Here is a 26861-nt window from a genome sequence, read left to right as displayed (position 1 = left end):
AAAAGATTTTATTATAATAAGCTCATGTAACGTTTTAATTCCCAATCATGAACAGCTAAACGATATTCATCGTATTCTTGATGTTTAGCTTCAACAAATTTTTCAAAAATGTGTGATCCTAATGCAGCTTTAATCACTTCATCTTGCTCTAATAAAGTTAAAGCATCGAATAAAGTTCCTGGTAAAGCTGTAATTCCATGAGCATCTAACTCTTCTTGGTTCATTTCAAAAATATTTTCTTCAACTGATGCAGGAGGAGTTAATTTGTTTTTAATTCCATCAAGTCCAGCTGATAAAATAGCTGCTAATGCTAAGTATGGATTTGCAGATGGATCTACTGAACGAACTTCCAAACGAGTTCCCATCCCACGAGATGCAGGAACACGTACTAGTGGTGAACGGTTAGATGGTGACCAAGCTACGTATACTGGTGCTTCATATCCAGGAGTTAAACGTTTATATGAGTTAACTGTTGGATTTGAAACAGCCGTAAAGTTACGAACATGTGTTAAGATACCAGCTAAGAAGTGATATGCTGTTTCACTTAATTGTAAGTCTCCACTTGGATCATAGAATGCATTTGTTCCATCTTCATTGAACAATGATACGTTACAGTGCATTCCTGAACCGTTGATTCCAGCGATTGGTTTTGGCATGAATGTTGCATATAATCCATGTTTACGAGCAATTGATTTAACTACTAATTTGAATGTTTGGATTTTGTCACATGCCGCTAATACGTCATCATATTTGAAGTCGATTTCGTGTTGTCCTGGAGCTACCTCATGGTGAGATGCTTCAATTTCGAATCCTAATTTTTCAAGTTCAATTACGATATCACGACGGCAGTTTTCAGCTAAGTCAAGTGGCGCAAAATCGAAATATCCTCCGTGATCATTTAATTCACGAGTTGGCATTCCATTTTCATCTAATTTGAATAAGAAGAACTCAGCTTCTGGTCCTAAGTTAAAACGAGTAAATCCTAAATCGTTCATTTCTTTAATGACACGACGTAAGTTTGAACGTGGATCTCCAGCAAATGGTTCTCCATCTACGTTGTGAACATCACAGATTAAACGAGCAATTTTAGCTTCACCTGGATTCCAAGGGAATACTAACCAAGTGCTATAATCTGGATATAAGTACATATCAGATTCTTGGATACGAGTGAATCCTTCAATTGATGATCCGTCAAACATCATTTGATTGTTTAATGCTTTTTCTAATTGAGATAATGGAATCTCAACATTTTTTAATACCCCAAATAAATCTGTAAACATTAAACGAATAAAGTTTACCCCTTCTTCATGTGCAAGACGTAAAATTTCTTCTTTAGTGAAAGTTGCCATAACACAATTCCTCCTCATAAATTCTTAATACTCTCTGTTTACTATCTAATGATTGATTAAATACTGAACATTTTCCATTCTCCGTTGAATGCCTAAAAGTGTCATCTTTATAAGATTTATTCGCATCTCATTAAAAGCACTAGTGAAGACACCTCAAGGTGTATAGTTTAACTACATTTTACTTCGTAAAATGAGTTAAACTAACAAAAAAAGGGTCACTAAGCTAACACTATATAAGTGTTTCACTTAATGAACCCCATTGTTCACCATTTATTAGTTTATTTATTTGCTACTTAAAGACGCCCTTGTCTATATTTCCATTATATGAGATGCCCTTTGAAAAATCAACTCTTTTTCTGATAACTTTTTAAAATTCTTTCAGAAAGTTCTAGTTTACTAATCCTAAGCTCCATACTCCTCTTTTGAATATAACGATGTGCTTCGTCCTCTGTCATATTTTCATTTTGTTGAAGAGCTCGTTTCGCTAACCGAATAGCTTTTTCCGTTTTTTGTGCTTCTTCTAATTGATTTACTTTAGATTCTAACTGTCTGACAGTCTGACCATACTTCGTCAATACACGTAACATCGTTACTAAAACAATGGGTTGTACTGGCTTCTCACAAAATTCAAAATAAGGATCCTGACGATAATAAAATTTCTGATACGATTTCCCCAATAATAAAACAGCTTGACGCTCAAAAATGAGTGTTTCTACAAGTGATACAATGCTCACTCCTCCTAAGTCTTCATCAATGATGACAACTTCTGGCGATAAAGCTTTAGCACGACGAATTAATTCATACCCATCTGTACTAACTCCCACAACTTCATAGCCATTGCTTACAATTTGTGATCTAATACTTGAAACTAACTTCTCTGATTGTGATGCAATAATAACACGTTCTCCCATAACTTCACCCTTTTCTAAATCAGAAAGATTATTCACTATGTTGTAGCCTATGTCAAAACACACTTCTACATATTTATCATGCCTTCTATTAGTTCTTTTGTCAACTTTTAATATGGATAAAAATGGATTTTAATGAGAGAAATTTATCAAAATTTAACGAATATTTTGATTATCGTAAGTGTCCACCACCACTAACGCGAAGAATCTCTCCTGTAATAAATGAAGCTTGATCACTTAATAAATATAAAATAGCTGGCGTAACGTCTTCAATGTATCCAATACGTTGTAGCGGATAATTGGCTACTAGTGCCTGACGCATTGCATCCTTTTCTGGTTCTCTTCTCGTCATTGGAGTATCAATATAAGAAGGTGCCACAGTATTTACACGAATATTAGGTGCTAATTCAAGTGCTAAATTTTGAGTTAACTGACAGATTGCCGCTTTAGCAGGAGAATATCCAATACAATTTTTAACAGGTTTCGTACCAAGACTTGAAGACAACGTTACAATTGCACCATTTTGTAAGTAAGGTAATGCTGCACGAATTGAATTATAGGTTCCCATCACATTAACATTGAACAATTCAGCAAAACGCTCTTCTGTTGTCCCATAAATATCTTCAGCAACTCCACAAACACCTGCACTCGTCACAATTCCGTCAATTTTTTCAAATTGATTCTCTGTCATCACTTCTTTTAACTTTAAGGTCAACGACTGCCAATCAGTAACATCAGCTTGGAAATAATAGAAATTAGGATGCTTAAAATCTGTCTCTTCTTCTAATCCACATCCTATGACCTCATAATTCGATTCAATCAATTTTTTGGTCACATCTTCTCCAATTCCACTTGATGCCCCTGTGATAAAATAACGTTTAACATTCATCATTCTTTCCTCCTGTTGATTGCTTATAATGTATTAATCATAATCTAAAGCATCATTAGATACAAGAAAAGGATGCATTTGCATCCTCGATGTTTAAAATTATTTTGTTAACCAACTTTCATCTGCTGGGTTTTGACGCCATGCTGATAATTTAGCGATAGAATCTTCACTAATTTCTCCAACTTCAGCAGCTACCTCAACTAATGTTTGATAATTACATAAAGAAACATTTTTACAAGATGCAGCCTCTAAATTTTTAAGTCCTGATTCTAACTCATAAGAGAAGATAGAAACGATTCCTAAAACATCGCATCCTAATTCGCGTAATACTTCTACTGCTTCAATTGAAGATTTTCCTGTTGAAATTAAATCTTCAACAACAACTACTTTCATCCCTTCTTTAACTAATCCTTCAACTTGGTTTCCACGTCCGTGTTTTTTAGCTGATGAACGAACATATCCCATTGGTAAGTCTAAAATACCAGCCATAATTGCGGCATGAGGAATCCCAGCTGTCGCTGTTCCCATTAACATTTCACATTCTGGATATTCATTTTTAATAATTTCGCATAATCCTGCTTCAATATCACGACGAACAGCTGGGTAAGATAATGTTAAACGATTGTCACAATAAATTGGTGATTTGATTCCTGAAGTCCAAGTAAATGGATTTTCTGGGCGTAATAATACAGCATGAATATCTAATAAGTGTTTAGCAATTGTACGTTTCATAAAGAAATCTCTCCTCATCGTTATCATTTTATATTTTTATTTTATAATCCTAAAAATTGTTTATTAATTAAGCGATATGTTTCAACTGGATTTTCTGCTTTGGTAATTGAGCGTCCGACTACAATATAGTCTGATCCTAATTCACGTGCTTTTTCTGGCGTTACAACGCGTTTTTGATCATCTACAGAGTCACTAGCTTGGCGAATTCCTGGCGTACATGTTACAAAGTCTAATCCTAATTTTTCATGGATTTCCTTTGTTTCTAAAGCCGAACATACAATCCCGTCTAGCCCTGCTTCTTTTGTATTTGTTGCATATTTTAAAACTGTATTAGGTAAAGTTTCATTAATTAAAATTTGTTCTTGCATAATTTCTTCAGTTGTTGAAGTTAATTGGGTAACAGCAATACATAAAGGACGATTCATTCCTTCAGGTGTTCCTTCAATTAATCCTTCCATTGCAGCTTTCATCATCGGAATTGTACCTGCTGCATGAACGTTAACCATATCCACACCTAGACGCGCTAAGTTTTTCATGGCGCTTTTCACAGTGTTTGGAATGTCATGTAATTTTAAATCTAAGAAAATTTTATGATTTTTTTCTTTTAAGTATTTAATGATTTGAGGACCTTCAGCATAAAACAGCTCCATCCCTACTTTAACGTATAAAGACTCTTCAAATTGATCGATGAATGCTTTTGTTTCTTCAAAATTTTTAAAATCTAATGCGATGATAACTGCTTTATTCATAAAATACCTCCCAATTAACTTTATGCTTTAACCCGCGTCTGTATAAAAAAATCCCCTTTCAGCCTGTAAGTATGCTAAAAGAGGATACACGAATTCCATTAAATAATCGGAATATTTTTTTATTTTAAACGTGTTCTTCTCAGCCTCACGGGACCGAATTAAAGCTATCTCAATCATTATAGAAGATAAGGTGTTTTTTGTCAACTATCGAAAAATAAGTAATTTATTGTTTTCGGTTTGATTCTCCCCAGTGACATATTTCTTCTAAAATCGGCATTAATGATAAGCCACGTGGTGTCAACGAATATTCAACTCTTGGAGGAATCTGTGGATATTCTTTTCGAGTAATAATTCCGTCTCGTTCTAATTCTTTTAACTGAGTATTTAGTACCTTATCACTAATTTGACCAACCAATCGTTTCAACTGTCCATAGCGTAAAATCTCATATTCAATTAGCCAAAACATAATAATCATCTTCCACTTTCCACCAATAATCGAAAGTGTATATCCAAATGGTGTCGCTTTAATATCTGTTAAATCTTTATCTTTAAACTCGCTCATACTCATTATCGTTTCTCCCCCACTTTCCTAACAGTTAGTACCTTACTTTAAAGTGCATTCTTGTTCAAGTATAAAACATGGATTATATTAGTAGCAACACAAAGATAACTAAGTGAGGAGTGCTAAGATTGAAAAAGTGTAAGATTGAAGTTTTAAAAACAACATTTCACGAAGATTTAGCAAAAGAATATGGATGCAAAGATCTGGGAAAATGTCCAATGCATAAAGTTGGGGATATCTTTTATGGTGACTATGCTAAACCAGAAGGATTATGCGATGAGGCATGGAAAGCCATGTATCAATACGTCTTTGCCTTATCCCATGAAAGTGAAACCTTCTACTATGGAGATTGGATTGATAAAAAAGGAGTCGCAATCTGTTCGTGCAACGATGGGATTCGTCCTGTTATTTTCAAAATTGAACGTACCGATGAAGAATCACAAATCAACTATACACCAGTCAAATAAAAGAGGTCATCTCGCATAGAGATGACCCTTTTAAGGTTCTTCATATATCGTTGGACCCATACTATTATAGTCACTATAATTAACTAAAACTTCGCCTGTTAATTTATCCACAATTAATAATTCAACATACATTTCAACCGGAACAGTTGATTCATTTTGTCCCCCTATATTTTCTGTCCTTTGATTTAATGGCATAAATTCAGAAGCTAAATAAAGGATTCCCTCATCTTTTAGAGACCATTGCAACGAAACAATCTCATCATTAATGTTCAATCTCACCTCATAATCATCAGGATTTAAATGCCCAAAATCAATTTTCATCGCCGCTACCCAAGGTATTCCGTCCATTTCTTCAAATAAATATTTATACGATGCAATCTTCAGCCCATTTACCTCGTCATGACCTGATAACGTACCTGTTGGATTAACAGCAAAATCTACACCTAACTCTTCACTATATCGTCCAATCACATGTCCCGTGTTTATCATCTTGCCCGCTTCATCTAAATAAATAACAACCTCATACTCATCAATGGGCTCTGATGACCACACACGTAATTGCATCTCTTTAAACCACAAATAATCCTCTAATTCTTTTTCACTCAATTCCCATGCATCCTGATTTGCCTCGACCCTGCACCAACCATCAGATTCAATCGTTATCTCATATGGATAAACCTTCACATTTTCTATGATTTCACGTATCTCACTTTCAAAATTAGAAAACTTTCGATCTATCATTTGCACAGACCTAGTATGCTCATCATAGTTATCCACATATAAATAACTGATGACTTCATTGCCTTTCATCATCTTCAAAAATAGGTATCCTTCAATTTCAATCGGCTCTAATTTAAATTTTGAAGTTAGATCAAAATACTTTTGAAATCCTTCATAGTAAGACGTCTCATCATTAATCAATATTTTATTTGGATTTTCCATCAAAGCATAAAATTTAAAATGAACTTTATCCCCAAAAATATTTAGCGTATATTCATTTGCATTAATTTGCGTAATTCCAAAAGAGCTTGATGAAGTTGAAAACAGTGGCATCATAAAAATTAATAAAATAGCGGCTACTAAAATCATCGGTTTAAAATTTTTACGTTTTTTATTCTCATAATTCTGAATCCGATTCATAATGATTTTCTTTTGTTCTTCTATGAGTTTATCTTTCATTAAAATCCCCTCCTAATTCTTGTTTTAACTTTTCTAAACTTCTATTAATAATCGTATAAATCGTTTTAGTTGGCATTTTTTCAAGAATAGAAATCTCCCCAACTGATAAATCAGCATAAAAGTAATATCTCATAATGCGTTCATGCTTGGGTTTTAAACAACGACGCATCAGTTCGTTCACTGTCTGCGTCTTTTCTTGCTGAATTAATGTTGTTAACACATCGTTTGAGTTATCAGCTATAGTCTTGATCGCTTCATCGAAAGAATCAGCTTGATATTTATAGGCTCGACTTCGTAGATAATCAATGCAACGATAATTCGCAATTTTGTATAGCCATGTTCTAAAACTCGCCTTTTTCTTATCATAACGTTTCAAAGAGCGATAAGTCTCAAAAAAGATATCCTGACAAAGCTCCTTCGTTACTTCCACATCCCCAATCTGTTTCAAAACATACTGATAAATATCTGTATAATAAACATCAATGATTTTCTCATAAGCATTATAATTGTTTAGCACTTCCTCAATGACTTGCTCAATCTCCACCTAAAAATACCTCCCTTAACACGTGTCACCCATATATCCGAAACAACTAATCCACATTCTTCATTTTTAAATAAATTTTAACATAAAAAAGATGAAGACCAGACTTAGCTTAGACTAGATTAAAAATAAAAAGACTTCATTCGAAGTCTTCAATTTAATAAGTTATTTCCTAATCCGTTAATATCGTATAACTATTATTCCCTCTACTAGATGTATTGATTAAGCGAAACGTCTGTGAGTAAGGTTCATAATCATCAAGCGGCTCCTGATTAACCATGAGTAATTCCACTCGAAACTCTTCATCAAATAATCGATTACTTGAACTAAACAAAAAATAATTTTGTCCATAAAAATTCATTTCGAATGCTTCTCTATACTCTAGATTTATATAAAGTGGACTTGTTGTACTCAACGTATAAATTCCTTTTTCCTCATCTGGCAGTGTTCCAACTTGAATCTTAATTATTTTGTATGGTACAAACTCCGAATCTTCTTCTAATTCCTTTTCCTCTACCGTTAATACATAAGAATACGTCCTGGTATTTTCGTTATAATACTCCTCAATACGTAAATCAATGTTATTTACTCCCGTATAAATACCACAATCACTTTCATAAGGAGTATATCTCACCTCATAAGGTTCTAAATTTTGTAAATTAAGAGTTTCCAACTTTAACTCAGGTATAAATTCGGCTAATACCTCTAACTGATTTTCATTATCCACAGTTTCTTCAATAACTTCTTGTTCAACTGGTTGCTGACTACATCCCATCATCATAAAACATATGATTAATAATAAACTCAACCTATATTTACGCATAGTAATCCCCTCCCCCACATTTAACTTTATTATACACTGCACCGATTCTCTTAATTTAAATTCGGCATCTTATAACAAAAAAGGAATAGTTCGTTTCCCACTAAACGAGCTATTCCTTTTATCTATATTTAATTAACCCTAGCAAACTAAAAAGACGTATTGCAAATTAGTAGGATCTTATTTATGAGCATATCCCGTTGCGTCACTTAATTTTTCGAATCCGTATTTATCAAGTACGGCTGGTAATTGCTCAATAATATCCACACATACATATGGGTTAATGAAGTTTGCTGTTCCAACAGCGACTGCGCTTGCTCCTGCATAGAAGAATTCTAATACATCTTCTGCTGTTTCAATTCCACCCATTCCGATGATTGGGATATTAACATTTTTGTAAACATCGTGAATCATACGAAGAGCTACTGGTTTAATAGCTGGTCCTGATAATCCACCTGTTCCATTTGCTAGTATTGGTTTTCCTGTTTTCATATCGAATCGCATTCCAAGAAGTGTATTAATCATCGTAATTCCATCAGCTCCTGCTGCTTCAACTGCTTTTGCAATTTCAACAACATTTGTTACATTTGGAGATAATTTAATGTAAACTGGTACCGTTGAAACTTCTTTAATTGCTTTTGTTAATTCTGCTGCGACTTTAGCATCAGTTCCAAAGGCAATCCCACCCTCTTTAACATTTGGACAAGAAATATTAATTTCAAGTGCTGCCACATTTGGAGCCTGACAGATTTTTTTAGCAACTGTTACGTACTCTTCTAACGTTTTTCCTGCTACGTTTGCGATAATTGGTAAATCATATTGCTCTAAAAATGGTAATTCACATTCAATAATTACATCAACACCTGGATTTTGTAATCCGATGGCATTTAACATTCCACCTGGTGTTTCAGCAACTCGTGGAGTTGGATTCCCGACACGCGCTTCATCAGTAGCTGCTTTAATCATAATTGATCCAAGACGAGACAAATCATAATACTCTGCAAACTCACGTCCAAAACCAAAACATCCAGATGCCGGAATAACAGGATTTTTTAATTCTAATCCAGGTAAATTAACTGCTAAACGATTCATTATAGTGCTACCTCCCCAAGTTTAAAGACTGGTCCTTCTTTACAGACACGTGCCATTTTTCCGTTATTTAACTGGCAAACACAAGCGTAGCAAGCTCCAATTCCACAAGCCATACGCTCTTCAAATGATAAATATCCTTTTTTCGTTTGACCGTATTCTGTTTCGATTGCTTTTAACATCACCTTTGGTCCACATCCAAAAATCCAATCAAATTCTAAATTTTCAGACTTCATTAACTCCACAACATTTCCTTTAAATCCATGGCTTCCGTCCATTGTTGCGATATATACTTCTGCAAACTTCTTAAATTCTTCTTCATAAAAAACATCGGCACTTGATGCAAATCCAAGCACACTGATTACTTTAACGCCTTTAGCATTTAGACGCTTAGCCATTTCATACATTGGCGGAACCCCAATTCCACCTCCGACTAACACAACTGTCTCAGAAGTTTGAACTTCATCAATTTCAAATCCTGTCCCAAGAGGACCTAAAATATCAACTAATTCACCTGCAGTTTTTAAAGATAACAGTTTTGTTCCTTCACCCTCAGCACGGTAGATGACAGTAAACTGATTTAATTCATAATCAATATGACAAATTGAGATTGGACGTCTTAAAAGTGGATAAGCCACCTCATTAATTTTAATATTAACAAACTGCCCAGCTTGTAACATGCACTCAACTAAGTCACCACTTAATACTAATTCAAAAACATTTTTTGCAATCATTTTTTGACTGACAATCGTCATCTTCTGTACTTTACGCATGGTTTAGTTTCTCTCCTTATATATAAGAAGCGTTAAGTTTTTCACAGCGTAAAAACTTTTAACGCTTCTATAGAATGTCTTAATATCCGTCTCAAATACGTGCATCCAAGACTGACTGAAATATGAAAGATTTATCGTTTTCTATATATAACAGATTTATTGAAATCTTGCTTATTGAAACCGACATCTTGTGATGTCGGTTTTATAAACAATGAAGTTTATCTAAAGTTCAATTAGAGCTATTTAGCCCGACTCCCATTTTTCTTTCATGGGGACAAATGGTGCTGGACAACATAGTCTAAATCTCTCTGACGCTCGATTAGAGCTATTTAGCCCGACTCCTATTTCTCTTTCATGGGGACAAATGGTGCTGGACAACATAGTCTAAATCTCCCTGACGTTCGATTAGAGCTATTTAGCCCGACTCCTATTTCTCTTTCATGGGGACAAATAGTGCTGGACAACATAGTCTAAATCTCCCTGACGTTCGATTAGAGCTATTTAGATGCATCAATGGCGAAGCTCATTGATTCTAATACTTTGTATACGGCTTTAGCAGTATCAAGTGATGTTAAACATGGAATGTTGTTTTCTACCGCTTCACGACGAATTAAGAATCCATCTGTAATTTTATCTTTTTTACTTGTTGAGAATGTATTGATAACGAATTGAACTTTTTGCCCACGAATCACATCTAAAACAGTGCGTCCCTCTTCTCCAATCTTACCGATTGGTGTCGCATAGATTCCGTGTTCATGTAACATTTTACAAGTTCCTGCTGTGGAGATTAATTCGTATCCGATTTCTGTAAAATTACGAGCTAATTCAACGGCTTCTTCTTTATCTCTGTTACCGATTGTGAATAGAATACGTCCATGCATTGGCATTTTCATTCCCGCTGCAACTAATGCTTTGTATAAAGCTTTCTCTAATGTTTTATCTTTTCCGATTGCTTCTCCTGTTGACTTCATCTCTGGGCCTAAAGAGATATCTACTTTACGTAATTTCGAGAATGAGAACACTGGAGCTTTTACATAAACACCTTCAGAATGTGGATGATATCCTGTCTCATACCCTTGTTCTACTAATGATTTTCCAAGGATTGCTTTTGTCGCAATATTTGCCATTGGTACATTTGTAATTTTACTTAAAAATGGCACCGTACGAGAAGAACGTGGGTTTACTTCAAGAACATAAACTTCTTCTTCTTTTGTCACAACGAACTGGATATTTAACAATCCAACAATTTTTAATCCGCGTGCAATACGCGTTGTATAATCGACTAATAATTCCATAACTTTATCTGATAATGTTTGTGGTGGATAAACTGCCATCGAGTCTCCTGAGTGAACCCCTGCACGTTCAATGTGTTCCATAATACCTGGAATATACACATTCTCACCATCTGAAATAGCATCAACTTCTACCTCTTTCCCAGTTAAATAACGATCGATTAAGATTGGATTTTCTCCATTCTCTTTTAAAGCTTCTTTCATGTAACGCTCGATTTCTGCATCGTTATCAATAATTTCCATCGCACGTCCACCGAGTACATATGAAGGACGTAATAAAACTGGACACCCGATTCGGTTTGCAATTTCTAAAGCACCTTCAACTGATTGACAAGTTGAACCTAATGGTTGTGGCACTTCTAATTCGCGTAATAATTTTTCAAATTGATCGCGATCTTCTGCACGATCGATATTTTCTAAAGATGTTCCTAAAATTTTAATGCCACGCTCTTGTAATTTAGAAGCTAAGTTAATCGCTGTTTGCCCACCGAACTGAACGATAACTCCCTCTGGTTGTTCTAAATCAATCACATGCATGACATCTTCGATTGTTAAGGGTTCAAAGTATAATTTATCTGAAATTGAGAAGTCCGTAGATACTGTCTCCGGATTGTTATTAATAATAATCGCTTCGTAACCTGCTTGTTGAATAGCCATAACACAGTGAACAGTTGCGTAATCGAACTCTACCCCTTGTCCGATACGAATTGGTCCTGATCCTAACACGACAACACTTGGTTTATCTGTGCGCTTAGACTCATTGAATGTTTCATAAGTTCCATAGTAGTAAGGTGTTTTTGATTCAAATTCCGCACTACATGTATCAACCATTTTATAAACTGGCATTATTGATTTTTCTTTACGGAAGTTATAAACTTCAAGCTCTGTACTTCCCCAGTACTTTGCAATCGTAATATCAGCAAATCCCATACGTTTAGCTTGTCCTAAGATATCTAAATTCCATGGATTTTCTTTAATCACTGATTCAAAATCAATAATCCCTTTTAATTTTGTTAAGAAGAATAAATCTATTTTCGTCACTTCATGAATCTCATTAATCGAAGCCCCACGGCGAATTAATTCACTGATGACAAATAATCGCTCATCATCCGCTTCCTTCGTACGTTTCCATAAAATTTCGTCAGATTCTTCTTTTAAAGATTTCAATTCGACATGATACACTTTTGTCTCCAGTGAACGAACTGCCTTTAATAATGCCTCTTCAAAGTTACGACCAATCGCCATAACCTCTCCAGTCGCTTTCATCTGAGTTCCTAAACGACGATTCGCTGAGTTAAATTTATCGAATGGCCAACGTGGAATTTTTGCAACCACATAGTCAAGTGCAGGCTCAAAGCAAGCATAAGAAACACCAGTTACTGGATTGATAATTTCATCTAGTGTTAATCCCACTGCAATTTTGGCTGCAATCTTAGCGATTGGATATCCTGTTGCCTTTGACGCTAGTGCTGAGGAACGAGAAACACGTGGATTTACCTCAATAACATAATAATTGAAGCTATGAGGATCTAAAGCTAACTGAACATTACATCCTCCTTCAATTCCTAAGGCGCGAATAATCGTTAATGACACTTCGCGTAACATGTGATATTCGCGATCTGCTAATGTTTGAGAAGGCGCCACGACAATTGAATCTCCCGTATGGATTCCAACTGGATCAAAATTTTCCATATTACAAACCACAATTGCATTATCATTTGCATCACGCATAACTTCATATTCAATCTCTTTATATCCTGCAATTGATTTTTCAATTAAACATTGCGTTACTGGAGATAAATTTAATCCATTTTCAACTGTAACACGTAGTGCAGCTTCATCGGCAACGATTCCCCCACCTGTTCCTCCAAGTGTAAAAGCAGGACGAACAATAATTGGATATCCGATTGTATTAGCAAAAGCTACGGCTTCTTCGACTGTATTAACAATTTCTGATTCTGGAATCGGCTGTTTTAATTCAAACATTAACTCACGAAATAAATCGCGGTCTTCTGCTTTTTTAATCGCTGATAAATCTGTTCCTAAAATTTCAACGTTACATTCTCTTAAAATTCCATCTTCAGCTAATTCAACAACTAAATTTAACCCTGTTTGTCCTCCAAGCGATGGAAGCACTGCATCTGGGCGTTCTTTACGAATAATTTTACTTAGGAATTCTTTTGTTAAAGGCTCCATATAAACTTTATCGGCAACTTCTGTATCCGTCATAATTGTCGCAGGATTTGAGTTAACTAAAATCACTTCATATCCTTCTTCTTTTAAAGATTGGCAAGCTTGTGTCCCCGCATAGTCAAACTCAGCTGCTTGTCCGATAATAATTGGCCCTGACCCAATAACTAAAATGCGATTAATATCCGTACGTTTTGGCATAGTGTATTCCTCCTAATAAATTATTCTTCTCATCCTTAATCCAAAAAAGGGATTATTTTAAATTTGAAATGAATCGATCAAATAAGTAACTTGCATCATCTGGTCCTGGAGATGCTTCAGGATGGTATTGTACTGTGAATGCTTTATATGTTTTATGTGATAATCCTTCAACAGTATTATCATTTAAAGCAACATGAGTTACCTCTAAATCTGTCCCTTCAACTGAATCACGGTCTACCTCATATCCGTGGTTTTGTGATGTGATATGCACTTTATTTGTCAGTAAATCTTTTACTGGGTGATTACATCCACGGTGTCCAAACTTCATTTTCTTCGTATCTGCTCCATTTGCTAAGGCAAATAATTGATGACCTAAGCAGATTCCGAATAATGGGTATTTCGTTTGAATTTTGCGAATCATTGGTAAGGCCTCAACGACATCTTTTGGGTCTCCAGGACCATTACTTAATACGACTCCATCTGGATTTAACAATTCAATTGCTTCAGCTGTTGTATCGAATGGAACCACAACCACTTCGCATCCTCTAGCTGTTAATTCACGCACAATTCCTTTTTTTACTCCGAAGTCTACTAAGACAACTCGGTGCCCTGATCCTGGTGCTGTATAAACCATTTTGGTTGAAACATGCTCAACATGACGATTTAAAACAGGTGTTGCTTTTAACTTGGCCAAAATTTCTTCATCACTTAAGTTAATGTCAGCAATCATTCCGCGAATAGCCCCATGCTCTCGGATTTTGATAGTTAATGCTCGCGTATCAACATTGCAAAGTCCTGGAACTTTCTTTGCTTCTAAAAATTGACTTAATGTTTTTGTTTTACGCCAGTTAGACGGCACTTCACAATATTCTTTTACAATAATTGCAGATGCTGATGGTGAGAATGATTCGAAGTCATGATCATTAATTCCGTAGTTTCCAATAAGAGGATATGTCATCGTAACCATCTGACCAAAATATGATGGATCAGATAAAATTTCTTGATATCCTGTCATTCCAGTATTGAATACGACTTCTCCAATCACTGAATCTGTGCATCCAAATGCCGTTCCTAAAAATACTGTTCCATCTTCTAATACAAGCTTACGATTATACATTTTTAACCCTCCTGTTAGTTCATCTCAGACTCAATATAAACAATTTTTCCTTCTACTAAAGTCATGACTGGCCATCCCATTGTTTTATAACCAGTAAATGGTGTATTTTTTCCTTTTGATTTAAATGTTTTCGGATCAATCTCCCTCTCTTTATCTAAATCAATGACTGTAATATCTGCACTTACACCTATATTCAACGTTCCATATGGTAAGTCAAAGATTTGAGCCGGTTTAGTACTCATACAGTCAAGTAATTGTTTTAAACTCATTTTATTCGTCTTAACGAAGTGAGTGTAAAGTAGCGGGAATGCTGTTTCAAGTCCAACAATTCCAAACGGCGCTGTTTCAAGCCCCCACGCTTTTTCATCTTCATGGTGTGGTGCGTGGTCTGTTGCAATGACATCAATCGTTCCATCGAGAAGTCCTGCAATACATGCCGCACGATCTTCATCACTGCGTAGTGGCGGATTCATTTTAAAGTTTGGATCATCGTTTTGAATATCCATATCACATAAAATTAAGTGATGTGGTGAAACTTCAGCTGTTACATTAATACCTTGTGATTTTGCAAAACGAACTAACTCAACACTTTCCTTTGTACTGATATGACAGATATGATAATGAACTCCTGTCGCCTGTGCTAACATAATATCTCGTGCAATTTGTGCTGATTCACTAACTGATAAAATTCCACGATGTCCATTTGCCTTAGCATATTCTCCCTCGTGTAAATAACCGCCAAATAATAAACTATCATCCTCACAGTGAGCAACGATTGGTTTATTAACTGCCTTCGCACGTTGCATAGCTTGATACATTACACCAGCTTCTTGAATTCCTCTCCCATCATCTGAGAATCCTAAAATACTTGTATTTGATAATCCCTCAACGTCGACAATTTCCTCACCGCGCTCCCCAATCGTAATCGCTCCGTAAGGTAAAACACGTACCTTTGCACTTTGTTTAATTAAATTTTCAATATATGAAACATTTTCAAGTGTATCTGGGACTGGGATGGTATTAGCCATCGCTGCTATTGTGGTGTATCCGCCACGGGCTGCCGCTTCCGTCCCTGTTTCAATTGTCTCTTTTCTTTCATATCCCGGTTCTCTTAGATGAACATGTACATCAATTAATCCAGGTGCAACTAATTTTCCTTTTAAGTCATATACGGTTGCTGATGTTTCCTCAATATGATCAGCTATTTTTTTTATCATCCCTTTGTTGATTAAAATTTCAACTGATTCGAACTCACCGTGTTCATTAACACGTTTTCCATTTTTTAAAAGTATCATCCCAATCACTTCCTACTCAAAATTTGTAATCATATTCGCTCGATGACTTTTATCCTAATAAATGAGTTAAAACTGACATACGAACATAAACTCCGTTTTCCATCTGTTTAAAGATTCGACTTCGTTCACATTCGACGACTTCATTTGCAATCTCTACTCCACGGTTAAATGGTGCCGGATGCATAATAATCGCTCCATCTTTCATACGTTTTTCACGTTCTACTGTTAATCCATATTGCTGATGATACTCTTCTTTTGTTAAGCTCATCCCATTATCGTGACGTTCGTGTTGAACTCGAAGTAGCATGATAATATCCATTTCCTCAATCACTTCATCTAATGTTTCCCAATGGTACCCAACCTCCTGGAATTGTTCCGGTGCTACCACATGAACTTCCATTCCTAATCGATTCATCACTTCAATATTTGTATGTGCAACGCGTGAGTGAGCAATATCTCCAACAATTGCAATCTTTAATCCTTCAAATTCCCCATACTCTTGAAGGATAGTGAGTAAATCAAGTAATGACTGCGTCGGATGATTACCACTTCCATCTCCACCATTGAATATTGGAATGTTGAGATTTGGAATCAGTTCATCAAAGTAGTTATTTTGTGGGTGACGGATAACAACTCCATCTACTCCGATGGCTTCAAATGTTTTAACTGTGTCATAAAGCGTTTCTCCTTTTTGAACGCTCGAAGTTTCTGCCGTAAAATCTAATGTGTGGAGCCCCACTTTATGTTCAGCCATCGCAAATGAATACTGAGTTCTTGTACTTGGTTCAAAGAATAAATTTGCTACTACTTTGCCTGTTAATTGTGGTACATTCCCACCTTCAGCATATTGATTTGCTGTTTCTAAAATAGTCATAATTTCTTCAATCGTTAAATCAGATAATCGTGTTAAATGCTTCACTTGAGTCATTCTTATCACCTTTTTCTACAATATTTTTCCTTATTTTCTATATTTTTCTTGAAATTTGGTTATAAAAAAATCAGCACAAAAGCTGACTCTTTTATAAAAGACTAATTAGTCACAGTTGGTTTTGCCTTCACAACAGTAGAAGATACAGATTCTTCTGCTACTTCTAATTCACATTCAGTTGTTCTAGAACTTGGCCCGTAAGAAGCTTCTTTTTCAGGTAAGATTAAGTGTAAGATAACACCGATAATCGCAGCCAATGCCATTCCTGATAAAGTGATTTGTCCAATGTTAATTGTTAATCCACCGATTCCTGTGATTAAAATAACCGCACCGATAATCAAGTTACGTTGTTTTCCAAAGTCGATTTGATTATTGATTAAGACACGTGCACCTGATGAAGCAATAACTCCAAATAGTAAGATACTAACTCCACCCATAACCGCGCTTGGTACTGTTTGAACTAATGCTGTAAATTTTCCGATGAATCCTAGCGTGAAAGCGACAATTGCTGCCCCACCGATAACCCAAACAGAAGCTACTTTTGTTAAACCAATAACTCCAGTATTTTCACCGTATGTTGTATTTGCTGGTCCGCCAATGAATCCAGCCATAAATGTTGCAACCCCATCCCCAATTAATGTTCGATGTAATCCAGGATTTTTTGTTAAGTCTCGTCCAACGATTGTGCCAAGAACTAAGTGATCTCCGATATGCTCTGTAATGGTTACAATTGCAACCGGAATCATAATCGCTGCTACTTCTAAGCTAAAGACTGGCTTTGAATGTAAAAAAGCAAAGCTTGGAAGTTCGAATAGGTTCGCCTGTGCAACTGGTGTGAAATCAACTAAGTTAAAGCACACCGCTGAAATATATCCTGCTACAATTCCACTAAAGATTGGGAGTAGTTGTAATAATCCTTTTGTATAAGTTGACACGATAACGGCTGTTAGCAATGTGATTAATGCAACTACGATATGTTCTGATGCCATATTTACCGCAGTTCCTGCTAAACTTAATCCGATAACCATAATTGTTGGTCCGATAACAACTGGTGGTAAAATTTTATTTAACCAATCAGTTCCGACAAATTTAATGATGACCGCAATAAACATATAAACTAACCCAACCATCATTAATCCGCCCATCACGGCCCCATAATTAGCTCCGTCTGCTACTCCTGTTGCACTTAATGCTAAAGCTGCTGTAATTGGAGCAATATACGCAAATGATGATCCTAAATAGACTGGTGATTTTCCTTTTGTTACAAAAATATAAAATAAAGTTCCAATTCCTGATGAAATTAAAGCTAAACTTACTGGTAATCCTGTTAAAATTGGGACCAAAACTGTTGATCCAAACATGGCTAAAACGTGTTGAATACTTAATGCAATCCAGTGTAATGCTTTTGGTTTTTCATGGACATCTAAAACTAACTTCTTTTCCATAATAATCACCCTTCTTTTCTTTTTTAGCTTTATTTTTTCTGTATAAGAATTGGCTTAATCTTCAATCCACCTTCAACGAGCAGATGCTCGATGAAGCCTTTTATTATACAAAAAAATCCCCTTTTAGCTTATAGGTAGGCCAAAAGAGGATACACGAGTTCCATTAAAGGAAGATATAAAATATCTATTATCTATTAACGTGTTCTTCTCAGCCTCACGGGACCGAATTAAAGCTTTCTTGGTTATTATAGGAGAATTCTTTTAAAATGTCAACAACTCCTGAACGACAAATACATGTTTCGACAGAAAAACGTTTTTATACAAAAAACCATTCACTTAAAAATTCTTTAACAAATGACTCCATTACTTGATGACGATGGTTGGCAATTTCTTTTGCCGTCTCTGTATTCATTAAATCCTTTAATTTAAATAATTTTTCATAAAAGTGATTAATTACTGTTCCTTGATGTGCACGATACGCAGCCTCATCTAAAAAATCTACGGGTTCAATATCTTCATCGAACATTTTAGAACCTTTTGCTCCACCATACATAAACGTACGACCGATCCCAATTGCTCCAATTGCATCTAAACGATCAGCATCTTGAACAATTTGGGCCTCTAAAGTTTTAACAGCTTCTCCATTCCCCCCTTTATAAGAAATATTTTCAATTATATAAAAAATTTGCTCTAACTCAGACTGTGTACATCCAATCATTTGTAAAAACAAAAATAACTTAGCTTTTTGAGCAACAACATCTTCAAATAATTTCGCATCAATCACATCATGAACTAATGCCGAAATTAAAATAACACGTTCATTGCCTCCTTCTCTTTTAGAAATATGTTTAGCGATTCTAGAAACACGAAGGGCATGATCAATACTATGTCCACTCGAATCCACGCCTAACTCACTTTCTAAAAATTCAACGATACGATCAAAAACTTGTTCCATCATACTCACCGGCACTTTCTTAGTTGTCTTTTAGTCTTTCATTATAACATTTCATCTTTTAGTATTCTCAACTATTCACTATCTAATTTTTACTAATCCATCTACTATATAATTATAGGTAATATTTTAATGATAATTTTGTTTTTATTATAAATTATTAAATAATACGCCCCACTCTAAAACGATAAAAACCATCTACTCCTTCTACTATAGTTAAAAAAAAGACTAATTTCCCGAGAAATTAGTCTTTTCCTCATTTATTTTGTTAAAGGTTTTGTTTGTTCGACTAACCACTCTAATTCGCGTCCTTCTAAATTAGGTGATAAAACGTCTAACACTTTTTGATGATACTGATTTAACCATGCTAATTCTGATTCTGTCATTAATGTTACATCAACCGCTCTCGTATCAATCGGGAAGTATGAAATAGTTTCAAATTCATAAAACTCACCATATTCTGTTGCATTACGTTCTACAACTAATAACGTATTTTCAATACGAATTCCGTGACGATCCTCCTCATAAATTCCTGGTTCATTCGTAATCATCATTCCCGGTTTTAATGGAACAGTTTGCGTTAATCTAAACCCTTGTGGACCTTCATGAACCCCACCGAAATAAGAAACCCCATGACCTGTTCCACAACGATAGTCTAATCCATACTCCCAAATTGGTTGACGAGCTAAAATATCAAGATTTCCACCTGTACATCCTTTTTGGAAGACTGCTTTACACAGATTAATATGTCCTTTTAAAACAAGTGTGTAATGTAATTTTTCTTCATCAGTCAACTCACCAAGCACAAAAGTTCTTGTAATATCCGTCGTTCCATCAAGATATTGCCCTCCTGAATCAATAAGCAGGAATCCTTTTTTATCAAGTTTCGTACAATTCTCTTTCGTTGGATTATAATGCATCATAGCTGCATTTGCACCGTAAGCAACAATAGCCCCAAAACTTGAACCATAATTTAATGGTTGACGGCTTCTATGAACTTCTAAAATTTCACGCACATCGAATTCAGTTAATCCCGCTTCTGAGTCTAGCTTTTCATAAATCTCGCAAACCGCACCAACTAACGCTACGCTATCTTTTACTTGAGCATTATGTGTATTTTCAATCTCAACTTTATTTTTAACAGCTTTCAATTCATTAACGATATCATGTCCATCAATCACTGTTACCTCTTGTTTCTTCGTTAAAATATCGTATAAATAATAGTTCATTGAATCAACAGGACATAAAATAGAACCACTTAATTGATTTAACACCTCATCAATTTGAGCGTAATCTTTCAATGTCACACCATTTTCAGTTAGATACGTTTTAACATCTTCACTTAAACGATGATTATCTACAAATAAGTAAGCTTCATTTTCAAGTACTAAGCCATAAGAAACGACAAGCGGATTGAATAAAATATCATCACCTCGAACATTAAATAACCAAGCAATACTTCCAAGTGCTGTTAAAACATAACCATTGGCCGATATTTTTTTCATTTCCTCGCGTACAATGCTCAACTTTTCATGACAACTATATCCTGTATACTGAGTTTCATGAACAAATACATCTGTTGATGGAATTGCCGGACGATTTTCCCAAACAGAATCAAGTAAATCTTCATCGACTTTAAGTTTAAGATGTTTAGCTTCAAACGCCTTTTTCATCTCTTTAACAGTCGCAACAGATAATACTTTCCCATCAAATCCTACTGTATCTCCTTCATTCAACACACTAACTAAATACTCATTAATAGTTGGAACGCCCGGTTGTGCCATCTTAAACAGCTTAACCTCACTTCCTTTTAACTCATTTTCAGCTTGAATGAAGTAACGTCCATCTGTGAAAAGTCCACTCTCATCTAATGTAATCACAAGTGTCCCCGCAGAACCTGTAAATCCCGACATATACGCACGACCTTGCCAATGTGTCGCCACATATTCACTTAGATGTGCATCAGAACTCGGAATCACATACGCGGATAATCCATGATTTTTCATCATATTTCTTAATAAATTAATTTTCTCATTCACGTTCATTATTTTCGCTCCCTACTAATCAAATGATAAACTACGATGATTGTAACATGCTTTAACCTTCTCAAACAGTAATTTTTGGAAAAATAATAAAACGACAGTACCTGTCGTTTTATTATTATAAACAATTGTTAATAACTAATAACAAAGAACGATATTTTGGAATGATTTCATCTTCTCCTAAAACACTGATAAAATGATTTAAAACAGCAGCTGCATCCAGTAATAAATTAAGATCTAATTGTTCGGGAAGAACATGTAAACAAATATCTTTTACTGCATCGGATGTCCATTCATTTGGAATTTGATCCTTAATAGTATACATAGCTAAAACAAACGTCTGAGTTATCACTTTATAGTGTTGTTGCTGTGAAGGCGATAGGTCATCTAAAGCTTGTTGCGTCTGTAATGTATCTGTAATTTGTTCTACAAAACTAACTAATTTTTCTTCATCTGTCATTTCTTCACTTTCAATCGCTTTAGGTTCATTTGCTGATGTTTGTAACTCTTCAAAAATATATTCTGCAAATTCGTGAGCTCTTAAAACGTGTGGATTTAATGTTAGCTTAACATCAATTTGGTGACAAAAATCTTCAAGTAATGCATAAGTATCTTCATCTTCAGCGACAATTTCGCATGGTCTGAGTTTAAGTTCAAGTAATTGTTTTCCAAACTCATTAATCGTATCCGTTAAATAAAGGGCTGCCGTTTCCTGAATATCTAGGAAAAACAATTGGCCTTCTTCAGAATCCACAAAGGCTGTCACCAACATATAGAAAGGTTGCTTTGAGTTTTCTGATACAACCGGAGTTGGTAAGTAAAATTGAATGGCTTCTAATGTGACGAGTAACTGAGGCAATTTTTTTAAGCGATAGGCGAGTAAATCATTTTGAAAAATTGTTTTTTTAGTTGAGACACTTTTGCGGTATAGACTCGCATCCACAAACTTAGATTTCCAACCTTCATCTGTATGATAACGCATATAATACTTTGCATCATAAATTTCAGGAACCTTTAACACCTTTTGAAAACAAAGCTTAGACACCACTATAGCTTGTTCTATCGCCTTCGTTAAAAAACGGCATTGCCATCCATCAGTTAAATACCAAGAGTAAACGCCTGGATGATGATATCTGAAGCGTGGAAACTGATTTTTTCCCTTAAAATCATATCCAAGTAATATTGCTTGTTCATCATCGACATCTGTCATGTTTTCCGAATTTTCGAAACTAACTGTTAAACAATTACGTTTCACTTCACTTTTCATAAAGACATGATCCATATAAGCTAAACTTGCTTTATCATACAAATATCGATATGATTGATAACCACTTGGACCTAAATACACAGATAATGAGAAATGTTCGCCCATCATTCCCATAATACTACAAAATCCATCAATATCCCTTTCATCGTCATGAATAATAAACACCTGAGATGCATACATCCACGTCCACGGCTTTAAATCTCTAAACGCAATGGCTGCTTCATAAAGACGATGTAGCTCAATATTCGTGATATTTCCCATCTAAATTCACCCTCTCCTCGACTAAAACTAATCATCCTTAGTAAATAATATGTCGTTACTCGAAGAATCATGTTAAATTTTACAGAGGTAAAAAAACAAAAAGTGACTTCAACTAGCTTAAGTCACTTAAACACTCAGTTTATATGTATTGTTTATTGGTTAGAAGTTGATCTTTTTACAATAAAGAATTGAATAATTTGCATCACGGACCCTGTTAAAAAATAGAGTCCAAACGCAAATGGAGTCGCTATTGTAATCGAAAACATGGCAAATGGCATATAATAAGTCATTACTTTCATCATCATATTACTCGTTTTATTTTGTTGCGCAGACGAATTAGTCATCATACTCTTATTCATCAAGCGCTGAGAATAAATTGAAATCCCCGCCACAATAAGGGCCAAAATCCAGTTAGCCAGTTGTACTGTGGCACCTAAATTAACCCCTAAAAATTCAGATGCAGCTGCATCTTTAATTAATGGATGACGAGAAATTGCCTGGTAGAATGCTAAAAAGACTGGCATTTGTAAAAATGGCAAAATACATCCCATCATCGGATTAAAATTATATTTTTTATAAAGATCCATCATCTCAGTTTGCATTTTTACTTGAGATGCTTGATCTGTTTTATTTTCATATTTCTTTTGAATCCGTTGCATCTCTGGCTGAATCTCTTGCATAATAGCTGAAGTCTTATTTGACTTCAAATATAATGGCATTAAAACTAACCGAACAATAGCGGTAGCTAAAATAATCGCAAGTCCCAAATTTTGATTTAATAAGTTATATAAAAATGTAATGAATGTTGCTAATGGTAATACAAAGACCTTATCCCATAGACCGGATGCCGTCTCAGGAGTAATAGATTTAGTTGAAATAGAACACCCCGTCATCAATCCTATCGCTAAGATTAAAGATACAACTAAACTTAACTTCTTTTTCAAAAAATTCCCCTCTTTCTAAAACTTTGCAACAATTTGGATAAATATCCGATTAAAAAATTCTCTCTTCGAATCAATCTTTTTAAATACTATAGCATTAAAGAATAGCTAACCTCGTCGAATAATATCTCTTGTTTCAATTTAATAAAAAATATTTTCCAACTCATAAAGATATGACCGTCATTTTTTCTATTAAACACTTTAAAAGTAAAATCGACTATATCTTCAGTTAAAATTTATGAATACCAAACCATCATGAACGCTAAAATCCATTTCATTTTTCTAAGCTTTTTAAATTACCACTTTTACCTACAACTAGAATTTATCAAATAAATAATTTGTCCTTCTATCTCCATTCATTCTAATTGCTATGAGAATCCATAACCTCTGATTTAAAAAATTCATGGTATCGCTTATCATTTGATTTTTCTAACATTAAGCTACCATCTATCTAGGATTCCTTCATAAAACTATCCTCAACTCTCATCAAAAGCAATCTATCTCATTCTTATCCCTAAATTAGAAAATTTTTAAGATATTTTTTTAAAATAAAGAATATGAGTAATCATTTATAATCAAAATAATAATGAAAAGAAAAATAATCGTTAAAAATTCTAATAATTATAATTTTATATCTAAATAAAATTGCTTCTAATTTATGTGTTTTTTTCATTAAAAGAATTTTTTATAATGATAACCCTTCATTTTTAAAAGTTTTTTTACACAATTTTTATTGAATTAGCCCTTAAATTCACTTATAATACTCATTATTGTAAGTATTTAATATAATTATGGAAAGTTTAGAATATTGTTGGTTTTGACTTGGTTTTGATAATTAATTGACTTAACAATATATCAATAAACACTACTAGGGGAAAGAAGGTATTCACTTGAAAAAGAAATTAGGTCTAACATTAACATTGGTTTTAGCTGTTGGATTATTATCAGGATGTAGTATTTCGCAAGTTCCAATTACATCTGAAACAGCATCTGGTTTATGGGACAAGGTCTTCGTATTACCATTAGCAACATTCATTACATTTTTATATAACATATTAAGCCAAAACCTAGGATTTGCGATTATCCTGGCGACTGCAATTATTCGTTTAATCTTAATGCCATTATATTCAAAATCAAATAAATCAATGGCTGTGATGCAAGAAATCCAACCGGAGATGCAAAAAATTCAAAAGAAATATGAAAACAAAAAAGATCAAGCTTCTCAAGCAAAAATGCAAACTGAGATGATGGATCTTTACAAAAAATACAACTATAACCCAATGATGGGATGTATTTTACCATTCTTACAAATGCCAGTCTTCTTAGCATTCTACCAAGCAATTTCTCGTCATCCATTAATTAAAGATGCGGCTGCAGCGGAATTCTTCGGAATTAACTTAGGAGCAACTGGAACAATGCCTAACTATATTTTGGCATTCATTGTAGCTGGATTAACGATTCTTTCTCAACGTATGATGAATAAGAACATGGCCTCTAGCGCTCAACAAAACCAAACAAGCAATATGATGATGAAAGTTATGACTTACTACTTCCCATTTGCAATGTTCTCAATCACAATTGGAACACCATTTGCATTTGGATTATACTTCTTAACTGGACAAATCATGACGATTGTTCAATACTTAATTTTCAAAAAACCACAAGCGAAAAAATAATTTTATTTTAGATAAGTTAATTTAAATAAAATCATATTTTTTAAAAGAGAAGCACAAAAAAGTGTTTCTCTTTTTTTATATAATAAATTCCTTCTGTGTATAACTCTTTTACAAATTAAAATACTAGTTAATATATAATAAATATTCACCCTCATATATCAACTAAATTTTTATGTAAGAAATTATATGAAAACGTAAATAAAATGAGTGATTAGTAAAGAAAATAGATTTTTTTTCTTGTCGAAGAGAAGTTAAATTTGTAAAATAGGAAAGTAATACTTTATATCTGATATCTTTTAAAAACAAAAAATATTATGGAGGGCACAATATGCAACAACCACGTATGTTATCAGCAAAAGAAATTGCGAATGAAGTCGTTGAAGTAAGTAAATACAAAGTATCTAGAAAAAATAGTGTTGTTTTAATTTCTGGTATGCTAGCTGGATTATTTATCGGCTTAGGATATACAGTTTATTTACTAGTTTATGGTCAAATGTCAGACCCTTATGTAGGTAAAGTTGTCGGTTCATTCTTATTCCCAATTGCTTTAATTTTAATTTTATTAACGGGAGCAGATTTATTTACTGGAAATACATTAATTGCTAAAGCATGCTTTAAAAAAGAAGTTAAAGTAAGTGCTTATATTAAGAATTTAGTACTAGTTTGGGTCGGTAACCTATTAGGTATTTTATGTGCTATTGGATTACTATACGGGGCTCGTTTATTTACAAATGGTGTTAGTCCAACGGTTGCAGAAAATATTATGCATATTGCTGAAGTAAAAATTCATACACTTTCAACATCAGAAGTTTTCTTCCGTGCAATTTTATGTAATATCTTAATTGCCGGTGGTGTATATGTATCTTATGCAGCTAAAGATGTAACAGGAAAAGTTTTATTAAATGTTATCGTTGTTGCAGTCTTTGCTTTAATGGGTGTAGAACACTGTATTGCTAATATGTTTGTTTTAGGAATGGGAAAAGTTTTAGGTGCTGATATTACGTTTGGTGGTATTGGATGGAATTTATTCATTGCTACTATCGGGAATATTGTTGGTGGATTTATCATTGCTATTCCATATTACTTTAACTTTATTCACGCATATAAAAAACAACAAGTATAAAAAAAATAAAAACACTGAATTTCAGTGTTTTTATTTTTTTTATTTTATTCCATTGATTTTGAATATAGAGATA

Annotated in this window: 23 protein-coding genes; 3 read left to right on the top strand and 20 right to left on the bottom strand. The window is 34.3% G+C overall.

Annotation, left to right across the window (positions count from 1 at the left end; all coding sequences use genetic code 11):
- Positions 1 to 11: 11 nt before the first annotated feature.
- The 6 genes from glnA to J6D32_RS12035 all read right to left on the bottom strand — a co-directional run bounded on the left by glnA (position 12) and on the right by J6D32_RS12035 (position 5195).
- The gene (gene glnA, locus J6D32_RS12060) at positions 12 to 1349 is read right to left on the bottom strand and encodes a type I glutamate--ammonia ligase (RefSeq protein WP_006785311.1); all 1338 of its coding nucleotides are present in this window, start codon (positions 1347 to 1349) and stop codon (positions 12 to 14) included.
- Between the two features lie 344 nt (positions 1350 to 1693).
- Positions 1694 to 2260, bottom strand: a complete 567-nt coding sequence (locus J6D32_RS12055) for an ANTAR domain-containing response regulator (protein ID WP_006785312.1) — start codon at positions 2258 to 2260, stop codon at positions 1694 to 1696.
- 169 nt (positions 2261 to 2429) lie between these two features.
- Entirely contained in the window at positions 2430 to 3146 is a 717-nt protein-coding gene (locus tag J6D32_RS12050) for an SDR family NAD(P)-dependent oxidoreductase (protein WP_229040130.1), read from the bottom strand.
- A gap of 99 nt (positions 3147 to 3245) precedes the next feature.
- On the bottom strand, positions 3246 to 3878 hold the full coding sequence (gene pyrE / locus J6D32_RS12045) for an orotate phosphoribosyltransferase (protein WP_006785314.1): 633 nt from the start codon (positions 3876 to 3878) through the stop codon (positions 3246 to 3248).
- A gap of 41 nt (positions 3879 to 3919) precedes the next feature.
- Entirely contained in the window at positions 3920 to 4627 is a 708-nt protein-coding gene (gene pyrF, locus J6D32_RS12040) for an orotidine-5'-phosphate decarboxylase (protein WP_006785315.1), read from the bottom strand.
- A 223-nt stretch (positions 4628 to 4850) separates the two neighbouring features.
- The gene (locus J6D32_RS12035) at positions 4851 to 5195 is read right to left on the bottom strand and encodes a winged helix-turn-helix transcriptional regulator (protein WP_287467718.1); all 345 of its coding nucleotides are present in this window, start codon (positions 5193 to 5195) and stop codon (positions 4851 to 4853) included.
- Between the two features lie 122 nt (positions 5196 to 5317).
- On the opposite strand from J6D32_RS12035, the gene J6D32_RS12030 reads away from it, so the two are divergent.
- Positions 5318 to 5656, top strand: coding sequence for a TIGR04076 family protein (locus J6D32_RS12030; RefSeq protein WP_287467717.1), 339 nt, complete (start codon positions 5318 to 5320; stop codon positions 5654 to 5656).
- 30 nt (positions 5657 to 5686) lie between these two features.
- On the opposite strand, the gene J6D32_RS12025 is transcribed toward J6D32_RS12030, so the two are convergent.
- From J6D32_RS12025 to J6D32_RS11960, 14 genes are all read right to left on the bottom strand, one after another.
- A complete protein-coding gene (locus tag J6D32_RS12025) occupies positions 5687 to 6835 on the bottom strand; it encodes a hypothetical protein (RefSeq protein ID WP_195248618.1) in 1149 nt (382 codons plus the stop codon).
- A complete protein-coding gene (locus tag J6D32_RS12020; RefSeq protein WP_006785319.1) occupies positions 6825 to 7379 on the bottom strand; it encodes an RNA polymerase sigma factor in 555 nt (184 codons plus the stop codon). Before J6D32_RS12020 ends, J6D32_RS12025 begins: the two co-directional genes overlap by 11 nt.
- Before the next feature lie 169 nt (positions 7380 to 7548).
- A complete protein-coding gene (locus J6D32_RS12015; protein WP_006785320.1) occupies positions 7549 to 8199 on the bottom strand; it encodes a hypothetical protein in 651 nt (216 codons plus the stop codon).
- Positions 8200 to 8376: 177 nt separating this feature from the next.
- Positions 8377 to 9288, bottom strand: a complete 912-nt coding sequence (locus tag J6D32_RS12010) for a dihydroorotate dehydrogenase (protein WP_006785321.1) — start codon at positions 9286 to 9288, stop codon at positions 8377 to 8379.
- A complete protein-coding gene (locus J6D32_RS12005) occupies positions 9288 to 10058 on the bottom strand; it encodes a dihydroorotate dehydrogenase electron transfer subunit (protein WP_006785322.1) in 771 nt (256 codons plus the stop codon). Before J6D32_RS12005 ends, J6D32_RS12010 begins: the two co-directional genes overlap by 1 nt.
- A 497-nt stretch (positions 10059 to 10555) precedes the next feature.
- The gene (gene carB, locus J6D32_RS12000; RefSeq protein ID WP_287467716.1) at positions 10556 to 13741 is read right to left on the bottom strand and encodes a carbamoyl-phosphate synthase large subunit; all 3186 of its coding nucleotides are present in this window, start codon (positions 13739 to 13741) and stop codon (positions 10556 to 10558) included.
- Positions 13742 to 13793: 52 nt separating this feature from the next.
- On the bottom strand, positions 13794 to 14858 hold the full coding sequence (locus J6D32_RS11995) for a carbamoyl phosphate synthase small subunit (protein ID WP_006785115.1): 1065 nt from the start codon (positions 14856 to 14858) through the stop codon (positions 13794 to 13796).
- 14 nt (positions 14859 to 14872) lie between these two features.
- Positions 14873 to 16153 carry a dihydroorotase gene (gene pyrC, locus J6D32_RS11990; RefSeq protein ID WP_009607444.1) on the bottom strand — a complete coding sequence of 427 codons (1281 nt, stop codon included), beginning with the start codon at positions 16151 to 16153 and terminating at the stop codon, positions 14873 to 14875.
- A 49-nt stretch (positions 16154 to 16202) separates the two neighbouring features.
- Positions 16203 to 17081: an aspartate carbamoyltransferase catalytic subunit gene (locus J6D32_RS11985; protein ID WP_006785117.1), complete on the bottom strand. Its 879-nt coding sequence runs from the start codon at positions 17079 to 17081 to the stop codon at positions 16203 to 16205.
- Positions 17082 to 17182: 101 nt separating this feature from the next.
- Complete coding sequence (locus tag J6D32_RS11980) at positions 17183 to 18526, bottom strand: solute carrier family 23 protein (RefSeq protein WP_006785118.1); 1344 nt, start codon at positions 18524 to 18526, stop codon at positions 17183 to 17185.
- A 316-nt stretch (positions 18527 to 18842) separates the two neighbouring features.
- Positions 18843 to 19481: an HD domain-containing protein gene (locus tag J6D32_RS11975; protein ID WP_006785119.1), complete on the bottom strand. Its 639-nt coding sequence runs from the start codon at positions 19479 to 19481 to the stop codon at positions 18843 to 18845.
- Positions 19482 to 19738: 257 nt separating this feature from the next.
- A complete protein-coding gene (locus tag J6D32_RS11970) occupies positions 19739 to 21523 on the bottom strand; it encodes an aminopeptidase P family protein (RefSeq protein ID WP_155223763.1) in 1785 nt (594 codons plus the stop codon).
- 115 nt (positions 21524 to 21638) lie between these two features.
- Positions 21639 to 23048, bottom strand: coding sequence for a DUF7309 domain-containing protein (locus tag J6D32_RS11965; protein ID WP_009607436.1), 1410 nt, complete (start codon positions 23046 to 23048; stop codon positions 21639 to 21641).
- A 152-nt stretch (positions 23049 to 23200) separates the two neighbouring features.
- Positions 23201 to 23992 (bottom strand): YidC/Oxa1 family membrane protein insertase, encoded by a 792-nt coding sequence (locus J6D32_RS11960; protein WP_287467715.1) that lies wholly within the window; start codon positions 23990 to 23992, stop codon positions 23201 to 23203.
- 887 nt (positions 23993 to 24879) lie between these two features.
- On the opposite strand from J6D32_RS11960, the gene J6D32_RS11955 reads away from it, so the two are divergent.
- Both J6D32_RS11955 and J6D32_RS11950 read left to right on the top strand, forming a co-directional pair.
- The gene (locus tag J6D32_RS11955) at positions 24880 to 25665 is read left to right on the top strand and encodes a YidC/Oxa1 family membrane protein insertase (protein ID WP_006785123.1); all 786 of its coding nucleotides are present in this window, start codon (positions 24880 to 24882) and stop codon (positions 25663 to 25665) included.
- Positions 25666 to 25993: 328 nt separating this feature from the next.
- A complete protein-coding gene (locus tag J6D32_RS11950) occupies positions 25994 to 26788 on the top strand; it encodes a formate/nitrite transporter family protein (RefSeq protein ID WP_006785124.1) in 795 nt (264 codons plus the stop codon).
- Positions 26789 to 26861 lie beyond the last annotated feature (73 nt).

This window comes from Turicibacter sp., from assembly GCF_017941855.1.
GTDB classification, from domain to species: Bacteria; Bacillota_I; Bacilli_A; order MOL361; family Turicibacteraceae; genus Turicibacter; species Turicibacter sanguinis.
The sequence above is the reverse complement of the archived record's forward strand: the minus strand, read 5'-3'. Positions and strand labels throughout refer to the sequence as shown.

What these genes read in the sequence shown, in the direction of transcription:
- J6D32_RS12050 (WP_229040130.1), bottom strand. Translation starts at nt 3,146, where the DNA reads ATGAATGTTAAACGTTATTTTATCACAGGGGCATCAAGTGGAATTGGA.
- J6D32_RS12010 (WP_006785321.1), bottom strand. Translation starts at nt 9,288, where the DNA reads ATGAATCGTTTAGCAGTTAATTTACCTGGATTAGAATTAAAAAATCCT.
- carB (WP_287467716.1), bottom strand. Translation starts at nt 13,741, where the DNA reads ATGCCAAAACGTACGGATATTAATCGCATTTTAGTTATTGGGTCAGGG.
- pyrC (WP_009607444.1), bottom strand. Translation starts at nt 16,153, where the DNA reads ATGATACTTTTAAAAAATGGAAAACGTGTTAATGAACACGGTGAGTTC.
- J6D32_RS12005 (WP_006785322.1), bottom strand. Translation starts at nt 10,058, where the DNA reads ATGCGTAAAGTACAGAAGATGACGATTGTCAGTCAAAAAATGATTGCA.
- pyrE (WP_006785314.1), bottom strand. Translation starts at nt 3,878, where the DNA reads ATGAAACGTACAATTGCTAAACACTTATTAGATATTCATGCTGTATTA.
- J6D32_RS12025 (WP_195248618.1), bottom strand. Translation starts at nt 6,835, where the DNA reads ATGAAAGATAAACTCATAGAAGAACAAAAGAAAATCATTATGAATCGG.
- J6D32_RS11970 (WP_155223763.1), bottom strand. Translation starts at nt 21,523, where the DNA reads ATGAACGTGAATGAGAAAATTAATTTATTAAGAAATATGATGAAAAAT.
- J6D32_RS12055 (WP_006785312.1), bottom strand. Translation starts at nt 2,260, where the DNA reads ATGGGAGAACGTGTTATTATTGCATCACAATCAGAGAAGTTAGTTTCA.
- J6D32_RS12015 (WP_006785320.1), bottom strand. Translation starts at nt 8,199, where the DNA reads ATGCGTAAATATAGGTTGAGTTTATTATTAATCATATGTTTTATGATG.
- J6D32_RS11975 (WP_006785119.1), bottom strand. Translation starts at nt 19,481, where the DNA reads ATGGAACAAGTTTTTGATCGTATCGTTGAATTTTTAGAAAGTGAGTTA.
- J6D32_RS12035 (WP_287467718.1), bottom strand. Translation starts at nt 5,195, where the DNA reads ATGAGTATGAGCGAGTTTAAAGATAAAGATTTAACAGATATTAAAGCG.
- J6D32_RS11995 (WP_006785115.1), bottom strand. Translation starts at nt 14,858, where the DNA reads ATGTATAATCGTAAGCTTGTATTAGAAGATGGAACAGTATTTTTAGGA.
- pyrF (WP_006785315.1), bottom strand. Translation starts at nt 4,627, where the DNA reads ATGAATAAAGCAGTTATCATCGCATTAGATTTTAAAAATTTTGAAGAA.
- J6D32_RS11965 (WP_009607436.1), bottom strand. Translation starts at nt 23,048, where the DNA reads ATGGGAAATATCACGAATATTGAGCTACATCGTCTTTATGAAGCAGCC.
- glnA (WP_006785311.1), bottom strand. Translation starts at nt 1,349, where the DNA reads ATGGCAACTTTCACTAAAGAAGAAATTTTACGTCTTGCACATGAAGAA.
- J6D32_RS11950 (WP_006785124.1), top strand. Translation starts at nt 25,994, where the DNA reads ATGCAACAACCACGTATGTTATCAGCAAAAGAAATTGCGAATGAAGTC.
- J6D32_RS11980 (WP_006785118.1), bottom strand. Translation starts at nt 18,526, where the DNA reads ATGGAAAAGAAGTTAGTTTTAGATGTCCATGAAAAACCAAAAGCATTA.
- J6D32_RS11985 (WP_006785117.1), bottom strand. Translation starts at nt 17,081, where the DNA reads ATGACTCAAGTGAAGCATTTAACACGATTATCTGATTTAACGATTGAA.